Origin of the sequence: Streptococcus sp. KHUD_015, assembly GCF_051106265.1 — a bacterium.
In the GTDB taxonomy this organism is placed as follows: Bacteria; Bacillota; Bacilli; order Lactobacillales; family Streptococcaceae; genus Streptococcus.
Map to the genome: position 1 here is coordinate 1,645,619 of NZ_CP193665.1, position 19,441 is coordinate 1,665,059.

Annotated in this window: 21 protein-coding genes, 2 tRNA genes and 2 pseudogenes; 8 read left to right on the top strand and 17 right to left on the bottom strand. The window is 39.4% G+C overall.

Going from position 1 to position 19,441, the window contains the following annotated elements:
* The first annotated feature begins 6 nt into the window (after positions 1 to 6).
* Positions 7 to 498, top strand: a complete 492-nt coding sequence (gene queF, locus ACORHU_RS07540; RefSeq protein ID WP_000082587.1) for a preQ(1) synthase — start codon at positions 7 to 9, stop codon at positions 496 to 498.
* A gap of 171 nt (positions 499 to 669) precedes the next feature.
* Here the strand turns inward: queF and ACORHU_RS07545 are convergent, their stop codons facing one another.
* Both ACORHU_RS07545 and ACORHU_RS07550 read right to left on the bottom strand, forming a co-directional pair.
* Positions 670 to 1,338: an aquaporin gene (locus ACORHU_RS07545; protein WP_153195768.1), complete on the bottom strand. Its 669-nt coding sequence runs from the start codon at positions 1,336 to 1,338 to the stop codon at positions 670 to 672.
* A 144-nt stretch (positions 1,339 to 1,482) separates the two neighbouring features.
* Positions 1,483 to 1,833, bottom strand: a complete 351-nt coding sequence (locus ACORHU_RS07550) for a winged helix-turn-helix transcriptional regulator (RefSeq protein WP_173267179.1) — start codon at positions 1,831 to 1,833, stop codon at positions 1,483 to 1,485.
* 151 nt (positions 1,834 to 1,984) lie between these two features.
* On the opposite strand from ACORHU_RS07550, the gene ACORHU_RS07555 reads away from it, so the two are divergent.
* Positions 1,985 to 2,374: a nuclear transport factor 2 family protein gene (locus tag ACORHU_RS07555; protein ID WP_434364154.1), complete on the top strand. Its 390-nt coding sequence runs from the start codon at positions 1,985 to 1,987 to the stop codon at positions 2,372 to 2,374.
* Positions 2,375 to 2,542: 168 nt separating this feature from the next.
* Here ACORHU_RS07555 and pepF read toward each other — a convergent pair whose 3' ends face one another.
* The 10 genes from pepF to ACORHU_RS07605 form a co-directional block, all read right to left on the bottom strand.
* Positions 2,543 to 4,339: an oligoendopeptidase F gene (gene pepF / locus ACORHU_RS07560; protein WP_434364155.1), complete on the bottom strand. Its 1,797-nt coding sequence runs from the start codon at positions 4,337 to 4,339 to the stop codon at positions 2,543 to 2,545.
* A gap of 10 nt (positions 4,340 to 4,349) precedes the next feature.
* Positions 4,350 to 5,093: a 16S rRNA (uracil(1498)-N(3))-methyltransferase gene (locus ACORHU_RS07565; RefSeq protein ID WP_434364156.1), complete on the bottom strand. Its 744-nt coding sequence runs from the start codon at positions 5,091 to 5,093 to the stop codon at positions 4,350 to 4,352.
* A gap of 1 nt (position 5,094) precedes the next feature.
* A complete protein-coding gene (gene prmA / locus ACORHU_RS07570; RefSeq protein ID WP_261087488.1) occupies positions 5,095 to 6,045 on the bottom strand; it encodes a 50S ribosomal protein L11 methyltransferase in 951 nt (316 codons plus the stop codon).
* Between the two features lie 137 nt (positions 6,046 to 6,182).
* Positions 6,183 to 6,611: an NUDIX hydrolase gene (locus tag ACORHU_RS07575; protein ID WP_434364158.1), complete on the bottom strand. Its 429-nt coding sequence runs from the start codon at positions 6,609 to 6,611 to the stop codon at positions 6,183 to 6,185.
* Between the two features lies 1 nt (position 6,612).
* Positions 6,613 to 7,680: a M50 family metallopeptidase gene (locus ACORHU_RS07580; protein ID WP_261053136.1), complete on the bottom strand. Its 1,068-nt coding sequence runs from the start codon at positions 7,678 to 7,680 to the stop codon at positions 6,613 to 6,615.
* 18 nt (positions 7,681 to 7,698) lie between these two features.
* Entirely contained in the window at positions 7,699 to 8,169 is a 471-nt protein-coding gene (locus tag ACORHU_RS07585) for a DUF3013 family protein (RefSeq protein WP_049531867.1), read from the bottom strand.
* A gap of 290 nt (positions 8,170 to 8,459) precedes the next feature.
* Entirely contained in the window at positions 8,460 to 8,912 is a 453-nt protein-coding gene (locus ACORHU_RS07590) for a type II toxin-antitoxin system HicB family antitoxin (RefSeq protein WP_117305958.1), read from the bottom strand.
* Between the two features lie 36 nt (positions 8,913 to 8,948).
* Positions 8,949 to 9,128, bottom strand: a complete 180-nt coding sequence (locus ACORHU_RS07595; protein ID WP_001132279.1) for a type II toxin-antitoxin system HicA family toxin — start codon at positions 9,126 to 9,128, stop codon at positions 8,949 to 8,951.
* Between the two features lie 118 nt (positions 9,129 to 9,246).
* Positions 9,247 to 9,432 carry a hypothetical protein gene (locus ACORHU_RS07600; protein WP_261202111.1) on the bottom strand — a complete coding sequence of 62 codons (186 nt, stop codon included), beginning with the start codon at positions 9,430 to 9,432 and terminating at the stop codon, positions 9,247 to 9,249.
* Positions 9,433 to 9,642: 210 nt separating this feature from the next.
* A complete protein-coding gene (locus tag ACORHU_RS07605) occupies positions 9,643 to 9,867 on the bottom strand; it encodes a hypothetical protein (RefSeq protein ID WP_257617703.1) in 225 nt (74 codons plus the stop codon).
* A gap of 291 nt (positions 9,868 to 10,158) precedes the next feature.
* On the opposite strand from ACORHU_RS07605, the gene ACORHU_RS07610 reads away from it, so the two are divergent.
* The 4 genes from ACORHU_RS07610 to ACORHU_RS07625 all read left to right on the top strand — a co-directional run bounded on the left by ACORHU_RS07610 (position 10,159) and on the right by ACORHU_RS07625 (position 12,770).
* The gene (locus ACORHU_RS07610; RefSeq protein ID WP_434364161.1) at positions 10,159 to 11,430 is read left to right on the top strand and encodes a replication-associated recombination protein A; all 1,272 of its coding nucleotides are present in this window, start codon (positions 10,159 to 10,161) and stop codon (positions 11,428 to 11,430) included.
* A 264-nt stretch (positions 11,431 to 11,694) separates the two neighbouring features.
* A tRNA-Lys gene (locus tag ACORHU_RS07615) sits at positions 11,695 to 11,767 on the top strand.
* 352 nt (positions 11,768 to 12,119) lie between these two features.
* Positions 12,120 to 12,635 (top strand): DUF308 domain-containing protein, encoded by a 516-nt coding sequence (locus ACORHU_RS07620; RefSeq protein ID WP_000672744.1) that lies wholly within the window; start codon positions 12,120 to 12,122, stop codon positions 12,633 to 12,635.
* Between the two features lie 62 nt (positions 12,636 to 12,697).
* Positions 12,698 to 12,770 (top strand) — tRNA-Lys (locus ACORHU_RS07625).
* 140 nt (positions 12,771 to 12,910) lie between these two features.
* Here ACORHU_RS07625 and ACORHU_RS07630 read toward each other — a convergent pair.
* The 4 genes and pseudogenes from ACORHU_RS07630 to ACORHU_RS07645 all read right to left on the bottom strand — a co-directional run.
* Complete coding sequence (locus ACORHU_RS07630; RefSeq protein ID WP_261100021.1) at positions 12,911 to 13,999, bottom strand: AI-2E family transporter; 1,089 nt, start codon at positions 13,997 to 13,999, stop codon at positions 12,911 to 12,913.
* A 9-nt stretch (positions 14,000 to 14,008) separates the two neighbouring features.
* Positions 14,009 to 15,298, bottom strand: coding sequence for a DUF308 domain-containing protein (locus ACORHU_RS07635; protein WP_221161073.1), 1,290 nt, complete (start codon positions 15,296 to 15,298; stop codon positions 14,009 to 14,011).
* A 651-nt stretch (positions 15,299 to 15,949) separates the two neighbouring features.
* Positions 15,950 to 16,401 (bottom strand): annotated as a pseudogene (locus tag ACORHU_RS07640) (tyrosine-type recombinase/integrase); the annotation flags it as partial.
* Positions 16,393 to 16,569, bottom strand: a pseudogene (locus tag ACORHU_RS07645) (T6SS immunity protein Tdi1 domain-containing protein); the annotation flags it as partial. The pseudogenes ACORHU_RS07645 and ACORHU_RS07640, both read right to left, overlap by 9 nt.
* Before the next feature lie 54 nt (positions 16,570 to 16,623).
* Between ACORHU_RS07645 and ACORHU_RS07650 the strand changes: the two are divergent.
* Positions 16,624 to 17,466 (top strand): aldo/keto reductase, encoded by an 843-nt coding sequence (locus ACORHU_RS07650; protein WP_007521108.1) that lies wholly within the window; start codon positions 16,624 to 16,626, stop codon positions 17,464 to 17,466.
* A gap of 302 nt (positions 17,467 to 17,768) precedes the next feature.
* Positions 17,769 to 18,914, top strand: a complete 1,146-nt coding sequence (locus ACORHU_RS07655) for a low temperature requirement protein A (RefSeq protein WP_261050655.1) — start codon at positions 17,769 to 17,771, stop codon at positions 18,912 to 18,914.
* Positions 18,915 to 18,962: 48 nt separating this feature from the next.
* Here ACORHU_RS07655 and ACORHU_RS07660 read toward each other — a convergent pair whose 3' ends face one another.
* The gene (locus ACORHU_RS07660; protein ID WP_434365173.1) at positions 18,963 to 19,418 is read right to left on the bottom strand and encodes a GNAT family N-acetyltransferase; all 456 of its coding nucleotides are present in this window, start codon (positions 19,416 to 19,418) and stop codon (positions 18,963 to 18,965) included.
* Between the last annotated feature and the right edge of the window lie 23 nt (positions 19,419 to 19,441).

Sequence of the window (19,441 nt, forward strand, 5' to 3'; positions counted from 1 at the left end):
AAAAACATGTCACAACAAGAAGAAATGAAAAACCTAAGCCTACTAGGCAACAAAGAAACCAACTACATTTTCGAATATCAACCCGAAGTCCTAGAATCCTTTGATAATCGTCATGTGGAAAATGACTATTTCATCAAATTTAACTGTCCTGAATTTACCTCACTTTGCCCAATCACTGCTCAGCCAGACTTTGCAACTATCTATATTTCCTACATTCCTGACAAGCTCTGTGTTGAGTCAAAATCCCTCAAACTCTACCTCTTTAGCTACCGAAACCACGGAGATTTCCACGAAAACTGTATCAACACCATCGGGAAAGACTTGGTCAACTTGCTAGACCCTCGCTATTTGGAGGTTTGGGGAAAATTCACTCCGCGCGGTGGTATCTCAATTGACCCCTACTACAACTACGGTAAGCCTGGAACTAAGTATGAAGGCTTGGCAGAACAACGCCTCTTCCAACACGACCTTTATCCAGAGAAAATTGACAACCGCTAAACTCATACTCAATGAAAATCAAAAAGCAAACTAGGAAGCTAGCCGCAGGTTGCTCAAAGCACTGCTTTGAGGTTGTAAATGAAGCTGACGTTGTTTGAAGAGATTTTCAAAGAGTATCATACGAAAAAGCCCTGTTCCTCAAGATGAGGAGCAAGGCTTTTTGAGTTTCAATTATTCTTCTGTTCCAAGACAGTTTTTAGCAACAAGTGCTGCAAGAACACCACCAACGATTGGGGCAAGGATGAAAATCCATACTTGTTGAAGGGCTGCACCACCTACAAAGACAGCTGGTGCCAAGCTACGAGCTGGGTTAACTGAAAGTCCAGTAATATTCAATCCAACAAGGATCATAGCCATCAATGACAAACCAATTACCAAACCAGCGATCGCGCCATTGCCCTTGCTTGCTGATGTTACAGTCATGATAACCAAGACAAACAAGAAGGTTGCGATTGTTTCAAACAAGAAACCACCAAAGACAGTTACACCGTTTGCCAAGGCATTTTCACCAAGACTTGCAGTTGACATACCTGAATTTGCCAAGAGGAAGAAGACAGCGCCAGAAGCGATGAAAGCTCCAACAACTTGTCCAAGGATGTAGTTTACAAGCTCAGAAGATGACAAACGTTTGTTTACAAACATAGCAATCGAAACAGCTGGGTTCAAGTGAGCACCTGAAACAGTTCCGATTGAGAAAGCTGCAACTACGATTGCCAAACCAAAGGCAAAAGCAATTCCAAGGTGTCCAAGACCTTCAAGACCATTTCCAAAAACAACAGCTCCTGTTCCGATGAACACAAGCATGAACGTACCGATTAACTCAGCGACAAATTTTTTCATTTTCTTTCTCCTTTTTTCAAAAACTAGATACTAGTCTATCAAAAGTAAGAAAGGGTTTCAAGAAAATTGTTTGGAAATTTTCAGGTTTGACTTACTGTCTTTTAATTGAGAGATTTGATAAAAAATACATTCCCTATATAGGAATTATCTGTTACTTATCTCATTAGCATTTAGCAACTTGATATAATCCAGACCCCATTTCTCGACAGCATCTAACACAACTCTGAATTCCTTCCCCATTTCGGTTAAGCTGTACTCAACTCGTGGTGGAACTTCGGCATAGACCTTTCGTTGAACAATCTTATCCTTTTCTAATTGACGGAGATGACGAGTCAAAATAGTTTGAGTAATTCCAGGCAATAATCTCTGCAATTCTTTAAATCGTTTGGTACCTGTACTCAACTGATAAATGATTACCAGTGCCCATTTCCCCGTTAAAACCCTCTGCGTTGTCGCAAATGGACAAATACCATACTCACTCACTTTATTTGTCATAAAATATCTTCTTTCTATTTTTTTTAAAAAAATTTATCTTTTAGTATCAATAAAAGTACCGCTTTTGATACCAGCTATCGAAAAAGTATCTACTTGTTTTTTTGTTTGTAACTGTTACAATTATATCATAAAAAAGAAATGGAGAATATATATGTCAACAAACTTAGAAATTTTCAATGCTTATAACCAAGCTTTAATTGCTGGTGACTTTCCTGGTGTCTTTGAAACGATGGCAGACGATATTATCTGGCATCAACCTGGTACTCATAGTATATCTGGTACAGTTGTTGGTAAGGACCAGCTAGGGCCTCACCTAGCTACATTTGCTGAGAAAACTAATGGAACCTTTAAGGTGGTAACAAATTGGGTTTCTGACAATAAGGATTTAATCGCAGCCAATGTTACTTTTCTTGGAACACGTGCTGATGGTACTGAACTCAATATGAACGGGATTGACCTCTTCCGCATTGAAGACGGAAAAATCAAAGAAGTTTGGCTCTTCTCTTCAGATCAAGCTGAAGAAGATAGCTTTTGGGGATAATTTAAGAGGCCAGGACAAAAAATTTTGATTTTAGGAATTCTTTATTATAAATTTTTAAAATCGATAGATTAGAAAAAAAGCGAACAAGACAGAATTCTGAGTTTCAGATAACTCGTTTTGTTCGCTTTTTTTATTTAATGTTAGACTTTTGTCCCAGGCTCTTTTAATTTACTCCCCCAACTGGGCACTGTAGGCGATAATCTGGTCAACTGTGTCTGACAAGAATTGAATGGTATCACGGAGTGGTTTATCTGTAGAGATATCTGCTCCGATAATCATGGCTGACTCAAGTGGTGTCTTACTACCACCTGATTTAAGGAGATTGAGCCAGTCTTCAGCTCCAGTTTCTGAATGTTTCAGATGAAGATAACCTGCAGTCGAGATGACTAGTCCTGCTGAGTAGGTGTAACTATACAAACCCATGTAGTAGTGAGCTTGGCGCATCCAAGTCAAAGCTGCATCATCATCAATCTCAATGGCATCGCCCCAGAAATCCGTCAAAACTTCCTTCATAATGCTGTTGAGTTTGCTTGCTCCGAAGGTTTCTCCTTCTTCAATCAATGTATACACCTTACGCTGGAAGGCTGCTTCCAAGAGGTGAGTGATAAAGTTATGGAAGTAGGTGTCTGTCAAGCGGTGGGCAAGAGCGAAACGTTTTTGACGTGGGTCGTCAGACTGGTGCTCCAAGTAGTCACTGAGGAGCAATTCATTGAAAGTTGACGGCGCTTCAACATAGTAGGTAGACATGTGAGCGTTGAAGTAGCTCTGGTGATTATCTGAAAAGATGAATTGACCAGAATGCCCGATTTCATGAATTAAGGTATAGACATCGCTCAAACGACCAGTCCAGCTCATGAGGACATACGGGTGCACGCGATATGGATCCGCCGCATAACCCCCAGAATCCTTGCCACTATTGGCAGCAAAGTCCACCCAGCGCTCTTCTTGATAGCGAGCAACTTCCTGACAATATTCTTGCCCCAAAGGTTCTACCGACTTCATGACCAAATCATAGGCATCGTCAATAGTCACTTGAGGATTGAGGGCGCTGTCCAAATCCAATTTCCAGTCAGCAAAAGTCATCTTTTCAAGACCATTCACCTTGGCAACATGCTTGAGGTATCTCTGAGCAACCGGCGCAAAATCCTTCATGATGAGGTCAATCTGACGATCAAACATAGCACGGTCCACTTCCTGCTCAGCTAGAAGATAGTCAAAGACAGAGTCATAGCCTTTCATATCTGCCAAGAGTTTTTCAGACTTGACTTGAGCTAAATAAGCTGCAGCGGCCGTATTTTGGTGCTTACGAAGTCCTTCTGAGAAGGAACGGAAGGATTTCTCACGAACCTCAGCATCCTCATGATTTTGGTAGAAATTTTCATAGGTCACAAAGCTGTTTTTGTAGGTCTTGCCATGGGCTTCAAAGTCAGCCATTTCAAAATCCCCAGCTCGCATCTTAGTGTAAATATCCTGCGGACTGTAGAAAACTTCACCGAGATTGGTCAAGGCCTTCTCCACATCAGCCCCTAGATAGTGGGCTTTTTTGATTTTGGCCTGACGAATGGCAGCTGTTAAATGTGGCAATTTACCCAAACGGTCTAAGACTCCCTCGTCTGCTGCGACCAAGGCATCGTCAAAGAAGGTAAGAGCTACACTGGCATCTGTTTCGAATTCCATCCCAGCTTGGGCAATATTAGCAAATTCTTCATTGCTATAGTCTGTCGTCTGCGGCATAAAACCATAGTTGCCAATATGGCTCATCTGAATGTAAATTTGCTCCAATTCCGCAAAGGCCTTCTCAAAATCTTCAAAAGTATGCAGATTGCCCTTGTAATCACGGATAAATTGGTTGATGTCTTCGCGAGCTTTTTCAATTGCACGCAAGAAATCCTCACGGTCTTGGTATAGGGCTGTTAAATCCCAAAGTTCCTTCTCTGGAAATTCTGAACGGTGTTTTTGTTCCATTTTCGTCCTCTTATTTCTCTAATTCTAATAAAACACTAAGGGCTGATAAGGCGTAAAGCGGTGCTGTTTCTGCTCGCAAAATACGAGGACCAAGACCTGCTAAGACTGATCCCTTAGCTTCGAAACTCTCAATTTCTGCAGGTGACAGACCACCTTCTGGACCAAAGATAAAGAGCAGTTTGGCTCCTTTCTCGAGTCCAGTAACTGCTTGTAAAAGCGCAGCGGCTTCTCCTTCTTTAGCTGATTCTTCATAGGCCACTATGATAGAGTCAAACTGGTCAAGTTGGGCTAGAAAGTCTGATTTTTTCTCGAAAAGCTGAATATTTGGGACCAGATTACGCTTGCTTTGTTCTGCTGCTCCAAGGGCAATTTTTTCTAGTTTTTCAACCTTTTTACCCAATTTCTTACCATCCCATTTGGCGACCGACCATTCGGCAGGAAAGGCCCAAATCTGGCTGGCACCCAGTTCCGTCACTTTTTGAGTGATAAACTCCAGCTTGTCCCCCTTGGGAAATCCAGATGCGATGGTCACTTGCACAGGCAGTTCCACATTGTCAGCTAATTCTTGGACCAACTCAAACTGACGATTTTCCACATCCAGCACGCGCGCCAAGCGCTTAATTCCATCATCAAAGACCAAAGTAACCTCATCATCTACTTTCAACCGCATGACCTGAAACATATGCTTACTGGTTTCCTTGTCCTCGATGGTGACAGGAGAGATAGCACTGCCTTTGACAAAATACTGTTGCATGCTAGCCTCCAATCACACCGGAAATATCCTTGGTTTTCTTAAAGACGCAGGCATTCCATTCCCCTTGAATCATGTGGGTTTCAAGGAAAAATCCAGCTGACTCAGCCGACTCGCGCACCATGTCCCACTTGTCCTTGATAATGCCACTCATGATGAGGTAGCCTTCATCCTTGACCAAACGATAGGCATCGTCTGTCAGATGAATGAGGATATCCGCCAAGATATTAGCCACGATGACATCTGCCTCAATCTCAACACCCTTAAGCAAATCTCCTGCTGCTACATGGATGTTTTCCATACCAGGGTTGAGTTCAATATTTTCCTGAGCGACTCGAACCGCCACATCATCTAGGTCATAGGCGAAAATTTCCTTAGCACCAAGCAGCGAGCTGGCAATAGAGAGAACCCCTGAGCCAGTCCCCACATCTAGCACCGTTTCGCCACCACGAAGAACCTGTTCCAAGGCAAAAAGGCTCATCTTGGTAGTTGGGTGGGTTCCTGTCCCGAAGGCCATACCAGGATCCAGCTTGATAATCTTTTCTCCAGCAGTTGCCTCATAGTCTGTCCAGGACGGTACGATGGTCAAATCATGAGTAATGCGAGCTGGTTCATAGTATTTCTTCCAGTTGTCTGCCCAGTCTTCCTCAGCCAAGGCAGTCGTCCCCATCTTGACCTCACCCAAATCCATAAAATCTGTCAATTCTGCTAGGCGAGCCTGCAAGTCCGCCTCAACCACTGCTACATCCACCGTTTCAGGGTAGTAGGCGGTCACAACGATTTCTTCTTGTTGCTCGACCTCTGGGAAAATTTCACCGAAGCGGTCGACATTTCCCACATAGTCCATGCTATCTTCAATTGCTACCCCTTGGGCACCTAACTCAATCAAGAGGTTGGAAACCAACTCCTCTCCCTCACGCTTCACTGTAACTTTTAACTCTTGCCATGTTTCCATCATTAAGATACCAAGCCCGTAAAACACAAAGCCAAAATAGGAAACTCTCTGAAGACGTTTGTATCTAAGAGAAGTTTATCTTTTTGGTACCGTGTTTAGGGCGGGTTCAGTTTAGAAATTTAACTGAACCATCCTTTCTAATCACTTACTTTTAAATAATCCCTCAATCTCTCTTGTAACTGAGGTACAACTTGACTGGAAGTAAGAAATTCCTCAACATTCGTGAGCTGATAGCCCTGTCCTTCATCACCAAAGGTGATATTGTCAAACTGTTCTTGACTTAGCTGACCAACCATAAAGACAGAGTGCCGACCTTCATAGAGCATACTTGGGTAAACCTTGCTCCAAAGCAGACAATCCTCAGTCAGATAAACACCAAGTTCTTCATAAACTTCACGCGCCACGCACTCAAAAGGACTTTCATCACCTTCACGTCCACCGCCTGGAAGTTCCCACATATTGGGCCAGGGAATGCTTGCCTTATCATCGCGTAAGATAGTCAGAAACTTATCCCCACAAAACAAAGCAATCTTACAGCCTGTGAAATCAGAAATCTCTATTTCCATATTAGACTCCTTCGGTTAATTCCTTTTCCAGCTCGGCTAACCAGTTTTCATAATAGCGTTTCTCGTCCCTCAACATTCGACTACTATCCATTTTCTGCTTAGCAATCTTCATAGCCTTGTGAGTTTGAACTACATCTTTCTTTACCTTAAATTGATACCAAGCTTGAATGACCTGCATATCTGCTGTTTTTATAGATAAAAAGGATTTGACCCCTCGAATACTTGCATATTCTTCCGCTTTCTTATTATCTCCTTCCATCAGAGCAACTTGAAGAAGGTATAATTGAGAAATAGTTTTAGACATTGGATTGTCTGTTTTCTCTAGCACAGACTGCAACTGTTGCTTTGCAAGTTCTATATTATCATCCAATATGAATACCAACCCCTGAAGAGTCTGAACACTTTCTGCAAAACTCCCTCTCACCTCCTCATCAACAGGCATGATAAAGTCTTTTAAATCATATTCTTGAGGAGCTAGCAAGGTCTGGGCAGAATGCCTCAACATCAGGTAGGCGTATTTCGTATTTTCAGGGTGTTGTAGCAATTCCCAAATTTTTGCGCCATCGGTGATGCCGACTGGCAAAATGTTATTTAGGAAGAAAGACAAATTAAGAAAAATCCAAGTGCCTGCAAAATACCAGCTTCTTGTCAAAAACCCAAACACTATCGCCAATAATATCAAGCTGAGATGAACCATCAAGCCTCCTGAAAGCATCAGGATGATTCTTTGATCGCTTTCATCCTCTTTTAAACCAATGTATTGCGCACCAACACTTTTCAGAATGGCTGTTCTACTAAGATGAAACCTGCCTGACTTTTTGGTCAAAATAAAATGTCCTAATCCAAAAGCCACCAGCCGATAGCCTGTCAAGTAGCCACAAAAAGCATGTCCCAGCTCATGAAGAATAAAGATTAAATACATGCTTAGAAGAGCGAAGGCATAACCAAAAGTAAAGACTAAAACTGCGGAATACCCCAACTCTGCAAATGCGATTGTTCCACAAGCAAAAGCCAGCATAATAAAGACAACAGCTAGCACATAAACCAAATAAGTCCCAATTTTCTTCATAAAATCTCCATCCAACTCCTAGTATCTCGGATAAGGATAAAACTCCCCCTCTTCCAAGCCGACTTTTCCTTCTTCAAAGACTTCTTGGTTCCATTCCATGACGAATTCTTCTGCTTCTGGGTCTTCCAAAAAGTCCATGAGGGCATCTAGTCCAACCTCGGCAGTATCTTTAAGGAATAGCGCAAAATAAGCTAAAAACTCACGAGAAAAACCTTTTTTAGGCAGGTAAGGGATGACAGTCAAATAGTCTTCTGCATTGACTGTTGATTTAGCAGGATTGTAGAAAAGAACTGCTTCTTCAAAGAGAATGTCATCTGACGAAACCTCTCCGTCTTCATCTACCATCTCCACACCTGCAGCATTTTGCGCTTCCAATAGAAAACTCACTTCTACCGCGTGGTTGCGCTTGTCCCAACTAATCTCAAAGTCAAAGGGAAAATTCTTCTCCAACTCTTCCTCTAAAACATCTAAAAATCCATATGTTGCCATTTTGTCCTCTTTCTATGCGACTCTTAAATCGCCCCGATTGCTCGGAAATATGCTAAAATAGATACTACCATCTTACCACAAAATTATTTTATGTCCTAATTATACCATATTACCTCATTTAAACCCTTGGTATCAGTGATTTTCTTAAACGGTTGATTTCCTTATTTTTCCAAAAACTCAACACAAAAAGCCCTCAAAAGGGCTAAGAAATCTATAAAATCAATAGACAAGTAACCAGCACAATTAGATGTGCTTTTTTATTGGCCATTCCCACGATGTCACACTTAATCTTATGCTTGTATTTTCTTATCTGCAATAGCGTCTGTCAAAGTCTGAGAAAAGTTAAGTCCCATTTCTCGTCCCAACTTATCTGCCCATCTTGGTATGGTCAAGGTCTTTTTAATTGGTTCTTGACTTCCTAAGTACTCTGATACATCAGCAGATACCATAGAAATAAAAGATTTATCAAGGTCATAGGTTGACACGAAATCTTCATCATCTTTAAAAGGATCATTATCAATTAAAGACAAGCTATTGATATCTGATGGCTGGGGCAAATCTCCATCACTCTCTATCAAATCTGCGACAGTTATACCTAACCACTCTGAACCCATAGCCAGAGCCTCAGAAATCCCCTCTCCTTGTGTAGCTGAGTATTCAAAATCCGGGAAATGGACAAAATAAGTCGCTTCTGCTCCGTCTGTATCGTCATAATAAAATAAAGCTGGATACGTAACTAACATCTCACTACCTCCATATCAAAAAGCAGGGGCTGAATTTTACAACCCAGCTTGCTTTCTTATCCCTCTTTCAGTGTACTTATTCAGCTCACCATGAGGGATTGTGATAGGTCTTTCCCCTTGCTTCTCCATTTTAATATGGGAGCCTTTACCGCCTTTGGTTTTTATCCAACCATGGGCCGTAAGGAGTTTGACCATCTCTTTTTGTGTCATAGGCATAGCGCTTTTACCTCCTGACAACACCATTATAACACGTGCTACACGTATTGTAAAGTAGTAATACTTATTATTCTCTTATACATAAAAGCCCCTAGATGTGGTTCTAAGGGAAGCCAATTTATTCAGACTTATTTTTAAATACTGCTTCTTTATCGAGCAATTCATCATCTGTATAGTCAATTGTAAAAGTATCTCGATTTAAGACAGACTGAGGCGGAGTTGAATGAATCATAGGAACACTGCGGATCCTATATTTTTTATCTCCAATTTTTACAAACTGATACTCTTCGAAAATCAAATTCAAACCACGTCAACGTCGCCTTACCGTATATATGTGACTGACTTCGTCAGTCTTATCTACAACCTCAAAACAGTGTTTTGAGCAACCTGCGGCTAGTTTCCTAGTTTGATCTTTGATTTTCATTGAGTATGATTAACTCTTAAGTCTTTGAAATCAGGATTTTCAACAGTTATTACAAGGAGACGATTTACTACTTTAAAAACATCAATTATTCTATTTTTCATATTTTTCTAATTCATAATTATTAGAATGAACTTCTTGGTAAGCAAAATCAAGTTTAGGTTTAATGTTTTCGTACAAATCCAAAATCTCTTTTGGAGTATCTTCCCGGAAGAGAAATTTTCTTTTTCCTGAAATAACTTGATCACTAAGAATCCAATGACGAATTTGTTTTGTAAAAATCAAAATTTCCTGACTTGGTAATTCCATCATTTCCATTCCTTATCACCCCTCTTTTCATTATAGTTCATGCAATAACATTTAGCAATATTATTTCTCAAATCAGCACTTCCACTTCTTTAGGCTCAACTATCCCATTTTGAGTTTTAAGGGAAATCCATTCTCTCATGCTGATACCTCTCCTCATCAAATTAAATAGTCAAAAAGATTCTATCTCACACACTGAATATTACAAAACCATTGAAATATCACAACTAATAGGCTAGAATGGACATAGTAAGATATAGTAGATGAGTCATTCTACTCAAATCCACGTTAGAAAGGACTGCTATGCCAGACAATCTCGCACTTCGTATGCGCCCTAAAACCATCGACCAGGTTATCGGTCAGGAGCATCTGGTCGGACCTGGAAAAATCATTCGCCGTATGGTGGAAGGCAATCGCCTGTCCTCCATGATTCTCTATGGACCTCCGGGAATCGGTAAAACCAGTATTGCCTCAGCCATCGCTGGAACGACCAAGTATGCCTTTCGAACTTTCAATGCGACAGTTGATAGTAAAAAGCGACTGCAAGAAATCGCTGAAGAGGCTAAATTTTCTGGTGGTCTCGTCCTATTGCTAGACGAAATTCATCGACTTGATAAAACCAAGCAAGACTTCCTCTTGCCTCTCTTGGAAAGTGGACTGGTCATCATGATTGGCGCTACGACTGAAAATCCTTTCTTCTCTGTCACTCCTGCCATTCGTAGCCGAGTTCAAATTTTTGAGTTGGAACCTCTGTCTAACCAAGACGTCAAAGAGGCTCTTCAGATAGCTCTAAGTAACCCTGAACGTGGTTTTGATTTTCCAGTAGAACTAGATGAAGATGCGCTGGATTTCATTGCTACCTCTACAAACGGAGACCTTCGCTCTGCCTTCAACTCACTGGATTTGGCAGTTCTATCTACCCCTGAGAATGACGAGGGCATCCGCCATATCACCCTAGACATAATGGAAAATAGTCTTCAGAGAAGCTACATTACCATGGACAAGGATGGAGACGGTCACTATGATGTTCTATCTGCCCTGCAAAAGTCTATCCGTGGCTCAGATGTTGATGCCAGTCTTCACTATGCTGCCCGCTTGATTGAGGCTGGTGATTTGCCAAGTCTCGCTCGTCGCTTGACTGTTATCGCTTATGAAGATATCGGTTTGGCCAATCCTGAGGCCCAGATTCATACCGTGACTGCTCTGGATGCTGCACAAAGGATTGGATTCCCAGAAGCCCGCATTCTCATTGCCAATATCGTGATTGATTTAGCCCTTTCTCCAAAATCCAACTCAGCCTATGTAGCTATGGACAAGGCACTTGCCGACCTCAAAACATCAGGGCATTTGCCTATTCCTCGGCACCTGCGTGATGGGCACTACAGTGGAAGCAAGGAACTGGGGAATGCCCAAGACTATCTCTATCCACACAACTATCCTGGAAATTGGGTCAAGCAAGACTATCTGCCAGAAAAAATTCGTAGTCATCACTATTTCCAAGCAGAAGATACTGGTAAATATGAACGGGCTTTGGCTCAAAGAAAGGAAGCTATCGACCGTTTGCGAAAAATCTGAAATCCTTTTCAAAAAATTGCACTTTCCTCTTGATTTTTTTTGAAAAAGTGGTATCATATAAACATAGAAACGCTGTGGTGTACGACTTCACACTTAAGTGTTGACCGACTATTTTTTGTATTATTAGGGAAACAAAAGTCTTCTAACAGCATGTAGGCCGTCTCACACGGAAACAGCTTCAGTTAGAGCGAGTTGCCCACCTGCTTAATTGCGCGGGTTCAATACAAACCGTGAAGTTTCGGCACCAATACAGCTTTTTTCTTTGCCTCCTTAGCTCAGCTGGCAGAGCAGCGGACTCTTAATCCGTGGGTCACAGGTTCGATCCCTGTAGGGGGCATCTACATACAACAGGAAAAAGCCTTGATAACCAAGGCTTTTTTGCTTATCTATAACTGATTTGCCTCATCATTTGCCCCACTTTTAAATCTATCTTTTCTTTTTGAATCAAATTACATCTTAACAAATAGTGTAAAGCCAGTTACTTTTGCTTTGATGCCATACAATATTTTCATGTAGAGAAGACAAATTTTATCTTCTCTTTTTATTTTCAAAATAATAAAAACTGATTTTCTTTTCATGAATCAGACTGAAACTTCCAAATTTTCCATTTTGTTTATTGATATTTCCTCTAAAAAGGTGTATAATATTTTTATTATCAAACTATACTATACTATATAGGGGGTATTGAAATGAAATTTTCTAATCGTTTATCGCTATTCCTTGCAGGAGTTGTTTTTGTCCTTTTAGGACTTTTCCTATTTACAAACCCAGTAGCTAATCTTGTTGCTTACAGCTGGTGGATTGCATTTGGTTTACTGGTTTCTTCTATAGCAGCTATTTTAGGCTATTTCTCTGTACCAAAAGAGCTTCGCTCACCAGCTCATCTTTTCCAAGGGATTGTTAATCTTCTCTTAGCTCTTTACCTCGTTGCCTATGGCTTTGTGACGCTGCCAGTTGTCATTCCAACTATTTTAGGAATTTGGTTAATTGTAGAAGCCATTATAGTTTTCTTTAAAGGCAATCGTCTGGGATTGATTTTCCCTATTATTGGCAACCATATCATGTGGATAGCGTTGCTTGCATTTTTACTAGGTCTAGTGATTTTGTTCAATCCAGTAGCTACAAGTGTCTTTGTCGTTTATGTCGTTGCCTTTGCATTTTTAATTGTTGGTTTCACCTATATCCTTGATGCCTTTCGTAAATAATCTAGCTGCCATTTTGGGCATATTAAAATAGCTGGGAAGTTACATTCTCAGCTTTTTCTGTTGCCTCCTTAGCTCAGTTGGTAGAGCAGTAGACTCTTAAGCTATGGGGCGCAGGTTCGAGCCCTGCAGGGGGCACATCTAAATCAACAGAAATAAGCCTTGAAACCAAGGCTTTTTTTAACGTCTAATAGCTTTTTGTAGAAAAGTATTTAAAAATAAAAGAGAAGAGAATCTCTCACTCTCTTCTCAGTATATCTTATTAAATTTAGTTTTTCTTAATCTAGCTGATTTTCCTTTGCAACGACAAATTCCTTAACCAATCGATAGATAACAGCAAATATCGGTGTAAAGAATATCATCCCAAGTAAGCCAAAGAGATTGCCTCCAATACTAGCAGCCGCAAGCGTGAAAATAGCTGGCAAACCAATAGATTGACCTACAACTCTAGGATAAATAAGGTTTCCTTCAATCAGCTGTATAACTTGATATAGAAGAAGAGAAAGTAAGGCTTGAGTAGGACTCACTGTGAAGATAAAAATCGCTCCCACAACACAAGCAATCATAGGCCCTACATAAGGAATGAACGATAGCACTCCTGCAAAGATACCTGTCATTACTCCATAGGGTATCCCAAACAGGCTGTAACCAACCGCTATCATAACTCCTATGATAACTGCTTCAATCAGCTGACTCATCAAAAATTGGTCATAAGTCTCTAGTGCTACTTGTCCAATGTAAGTCAACTTTATCACCACCTTCTCTGGAAGAAAAACTTTTAGAAGTCGACTCGTCATCGCTGCCAAATGTTCCTTACTGGATAAAAATAAAAAGGTGAAGACTATAATCAAAAAGGCATTCATCAAACTTGAAAAAATATTGCCGATATTACTAGTCAGACCTGATAAAAAACCTATCAAAGCTTGGCTAATAGAACTAGATTGTCCCTGTATGCCTGATACGATAGTTGACAACATGTCTTTGGTTACAAATTCCGAGCTGCCTAGCAATTTCCCAAGTTGAGTAAGGACTGTTGAAAGGACTGTTCCCAGCTGACTAATAGTCTGGGCTAGGGTTGGCAGCACCAAAACCAAAAGAGCAATCACGATTAAGATAAGAGCTAGGAAAACAAGTACCATGGCAATCGGACGACGCAACTCTGCCTTTACCTTCAATTTAACTAAGTACTGTTCAATTTTTTTCATAGGAACATTAAGCACAAAAGCAATAACAGCACCATAAATCAAGGTTGATATTACATCAAAGAGAGAGATTGCTCCTGATATAAAGCTCGATGCATTCAGAATTACAAGAGCAACCAGCCCTATAAAAAGTATTAACGGGGTGTATTTTTTTACTAAGTTCATAAATTCTCCTTAATAAACATGTTTAGATACGACTATACTATTTGGTTTTTCAAACTCTCGATTAAGGTAGGCTTGGTAAGTTCCTGGAGCGATAAATCCTTTGGGTGAGAGGATATCGGTGCCAGCCTGACCGACTATGGTATCAGCCAAGAGCACACAGTTTGTAGATAAGACAAAGTAGGATTTAAACTTAGATTTGATAAATTTATAAAGTTCCCCATCTGTCTCATGTCTGATTTTATAAGCGTAGGTGTAGTCTTCCTTACCATCACCTGTCATGATTTTATCTGCACTTGGCTCCCATGGAATCGTCAGTTGTTTCAATTCAGCCAACTTTTTCTGAACTGCTTTTTCCATTTCAGGCGTCAAATCTATCCCATAACCAAAAAGCGTTTTTTGACTCTCACGTTTACATAGGTCAATGTACTTGTCACGATCACAGAAATATAAGACACCATCTCCTACCATGCCAAATAAGGTCTCAGAAGACGGATCATAGTTGCCATAAGAAATAACACGGCCTTGATAGCAGATATCCACATGACCAATTGCCGAAAACAGAGAGGTCTCAGCTGTATGAACAAAAATTTCTAGCTCTGCTGTCTTACCAGACTTCACTATTCCAAGATGGATATCTTCTTCCTCATCAGCATTTTCCAGCATAAATTTGTTAATTTTTGCTAAAGTTCTTGCAGGGATGAGAGCGGCTAGGACAATAGGTAAGCTAATTCTAATGCGACGTTTGAGATGGTTTTTCCCAATTTCCTCCTCAAACAAGAAACCATCACGGATATTGGACACACCATAAAGGAAAAAATAAGCCCCTAATACAAAGAGTTGAAAGACAGAATTTCCTGTAGAGGACAAAAGACTAGTCCCACCAAGAAAAACTAGTACGAGTCCATCTAGTAAGAGACGAAAACGAGGTCGAATTTTGTTTTTGCGGTAGAGAACATAGGTGACAAGGTTAATACTAGCATGAAAAATCTGATAAACTCCAATCACAAGAGCCAAAATATAAATCGGCACATCCGTCGCAAGATTGGAGCCAAGCAAATATCCCAGCACTAACAATTTAACCAGTGCAACTCCCAAGGTGTCCGTTGACTGACTTTTTTTGAAAATACGTAATACTAAATCTAAGACCGTTGCTATCCAAGCTAAAAACAGAACCAGTCGAATAACCTTTACTGGCAACCAAGTCCCCGTGACCATCAAGATGAGACCTAGCAGAACAAACAAGAACCCCTGAGCAAGTAATTTCTTACCTGTCAGACCTAAAGAGAGAATTTTCGCCATATAAAAACCTTTCAACAATAAAAATTAAACACTCCGATTAAACTGACTAGTAAATAGCCAACACTACAAACAGCCTGTGCCAGCAACATATGGTGACTAGAAATGACTGTAGTAATGTCACCATCTTGTCTTATGCACTTCTAAAATTTGTTATATTGATTAGAAACCAGAGCTTATAAAAACTAGCTAAACTCGAGAGATAGACACAATTGCGACGAAAAAATGTATAACCAATTCAACTTGTTAAGGTAAGAAAGCATTATTTCCAATCTATTAATTATTCATCTATTACCTATTATGACACAATATTCCCTATAGTTCAACTTTTTACTTGTTTTTATATTACACGGACTAAAAAGTTTTCAACAGTTGATTGCATTTGTTTTAATAAGTTTTAACCTTTCTTGGTTAGATAAAAAAAGAACCATACAGTTTAGAATCTGTATGGTTTTTGCCCCACTTTTGTCCCATTTTTAAATCATGACATTGAAAATACCTAAAATCACTTATATTTCAATATTTTTAATTGCTCTCAATATGAAAGTCCTTTCCAAATCCCTGTAGGGGGCATCTACATACAACAGGAAAAGCCTTGATTTATAAGGCTTTTTTGCTTTCCTTTTAAAAATTGTCGTGCAATTTGCCGTGTTTTTACAACAAACTTTTCACAGCCATAAATTCCTCACTAATTTTTTCCTCCAATGTGTGACCATAAACTTCAACCAGCATAGAGATATCTTTGTGTCCTAAAATTTTCGCAATAACTCCCAAATCAATATTATTATGCCATAAATAACTACCATAAGTGTGTCTAGCTCCTTTAGTAGTAATCAATGGAGAAATTTGCAATTCCTTCAACATTACTTTTATAGCTTTATTGACTGTTGCAATATCTGGAACATCGTAGGCATATCCATAATGCTGAAAAATCATTTTATACCTATTCTTGATTCCTAGCTCTTTATTAGCCTTCTCTTGTTCAATTTTTAGGACTTGTAATATCTTAATACATTCTTCGTCTATCGGTACCATCCGAATAGACGTTTTGTTTTTGGAGGGACAAATTTATGAGAAAGGGTATTAAACCTCCTATAATACTGAATAAAATATTTCAGGCTCTTGATAATAATGTCGCAGTCTTGAAGATTGTATTTTACAATACCAACAAATTCATTCTTTTCCCAAGTAATAATATCTCCAAAGGCTGTTACCAACAGCGGAAAAAGAAGTAAGGAACTATTCATAATAATATCCGTAGCAAATCTTTGCATTTTTGCCTTATCTTCTTTAAGATAGTACTATTAAAAAAAGAAAAGGTGAAAATCATGGAAACATATACACTTGCAAATGGGGTTGCTATTCCTAAAATTGGTTTTGGAACTTGGCAAATTGCCGAAGGCGAAGAAGCCTATAACAGCGTTAGCTTCGCACTTAAGGCGGGTTACACACATATTGATACCGCACAAATTTACGGTAACGAGGTTTCTGTAGGTAAAGCGATTGCTGATAGTAATTTGGCACGTGAGGATATTTTCCTAACTACCAAACTTTGGAATGATAAGCATGATTACGAGTTAGCTAAGACTTCTATCGATGAGTCTCTCGAAAGACTTGGTGTGGATTATTTGGATCTTTTACTTATCCATTGGCCTAATCCAAAGGCGCTTCGTGAGAATGATGATTGGAAGGCTGGCAATGCGGGTGCATGGAAGGCTATGGAAGAAGCCTACAAAGAAGGTAAGGTGCGTGCTATCGGTGTGTCTAACTTTATGCAACACCACCTAGAAGCTCTTATTGAAACAGCTGAAATTGTTCCACATGTCAATCAAATCCTCTTGGCTCCAGGTTGTAACCAAGAAGACTTAGTTGCCTATTGCCAAGAGCGCGATATCCTTCTTGAAGCCTATAGTCCACTAGGTACAGGTAGCATTTTTGGAAATGAAGATGTTGAAGCAGTGACTGAACGTAACGGTAAATCTGTGGCACAAGTTGCTCTGCGTTGGAGCCTTCAAAAAGGTTTCTTGCCACTACCTAAGTCTGTAACACCTAAAAATATTGAAGGCAACCTAGATATCTTCGACTTCGACTTATCAGAGGAAGATATGGCAGTCCTGGATAAGATTCAAGGCATCAAAACTCAGGATGATCCTGACAAAGTTAATTTTTAATAGGATTTTAAGCAACTCGTCAGGGTTGCTTTTTAGCGTGTTTCTTTAGATTTGCTATAATGAAACAATCATTTTTTATTTATATATGGGAGTTACGTAATGGAGTCTCGAAATCTTTTGCCTCAAAATACACGTACTTCATTATCAATCGTCAAACACTCCGCCTGTAATCTGGTACATGAGGTAAATGTGCTCCAAGGTTTTGACAATTCGCGTCACATGAAGTTATTTAAGCATCTCCCTTTTTTTATTACCATTTTCTGTTATAATAAATTGTACTTCTAAAATAGAAAGGTCTTAAGATGACAACTCTTATTAAACATAAACGTGTAGAATTTTCAGAACTTTTTTATGACCTAGTTTTTGTTTTTGCAATTTCAAAAGTAACTACTTTAATTGACCATCTTCATAACGGTATTTTGACTTGGAATTCTTTCCTTGATTTTTTCATTGCTACTTTGTTTCTCATCGATTCCTGGATGATTCAAACCGATTATACCAATCGCTATGGAAAGAACTCTTTATTTAACATAGTAATCATGTTTATCAAAATGGGAATTTTACTCTTTATAGCCAATATGATTGGACCTGATTGGCAACAATATTTTCATTATCTCTGTTGGGCTATTGGTACATTAACCCTTACCTTATTTTTTCAATATTTGGTTGAATTTTTTAGAAAATCAACCGATGATGCTAATCGGGAAAGTATCAAAGGTTTTCTATGGATAACAGGTCTAGGAAGTTTAGGAGTCTATCTAGCAGCTCTTCTTCCTATTTACCTTAGAGTCTATATCTTATTTGCTAGTATTCTGCTAACATTTATTATGCCAAGTATCTTGCTTAATAAAGATAAGCATTACCAGGTAAATCTCCCCCATTTAATCGAGCGTATCTCCCTTCTTGTCATTATTATGTTTGGAGAGATGATTACGGAGCTAGCTAACTTCTTTACAATCGAGAATTTCTCGATTTATTCGGTTCTTTATTTCATTATTATGATTTCTCTGTTCTTGTTTTATTTTGGTCAATTCGACCATGCTATTGATGAAAAATCTAATCAAAAGAGACTATTTCTAATTTACAGTCACTATCCTATTTTCATTGGACTTCTTATGATGACCGTTTCGATGAGTTTTCTTCAGAATCCTGAAGCTAATCGTCTCTTTGCAACCAGCTTCTCTTATATCGGATTTGGCCTCTTTCAAGCTGCTGTCCTAGTAAATGGGCCCTATAACAAACACTATCTTCGCTATTCGAAAAGTTACTACTGTGTCCAAGCGACACTCTATCTGGCTGCCTTGATTCTCTCTTTAATCTTTGCTTCTAATCCTATAATAGTAGTGAGTATAACAACCATTTTAGCTCTAGCTATAGCCATTCATTTTATTTATTTTTATATGACACAGAATAAAAAATATTCCAAATCTAACTGGGGATTATTTTAATGAGTTTATAACATTAAAAAGCTTTGGGAACCAAGGCTTTTTTGCTTTCTACCTAAACTTTTTCATGATGTATTTCCGTACAGGTTCTTCAACCATTTGAACGATTTCAAATCCTTCTTTTTGGTAAAGATTGTAAGCTGTTTGATTTGCCTCGAAGACATTTAAAGAAATAGTATCTATGTCTTCATTTTCAAAGGCCAAACTAACAAATTTCCTTAAAGCCTGGCTACCTAAGCCCTGCCCTTGTTTCTGGGGATTGATAAAAAATCTCCCGATATGAAGATTCCTGTCTTCTAGTCTAATTTTCTGGATAAGACCGATAAACTCTTGTCCATCAAAGATTGAAAAGAATCCTTCCAAATCTTGCAAGATTTGAATTGTTAAGGGAAAAGGAATCTTTGGCCCCATCCATTGTTCTTGAAAGGATTTGCCGAGGGAGTTGGACCATTGGCATACGAGCTGGGCATTTTCTATGCTCACATTTTCTTCAAAACGAATTGTCATCTTGACCTCACTATCTTGTCTAT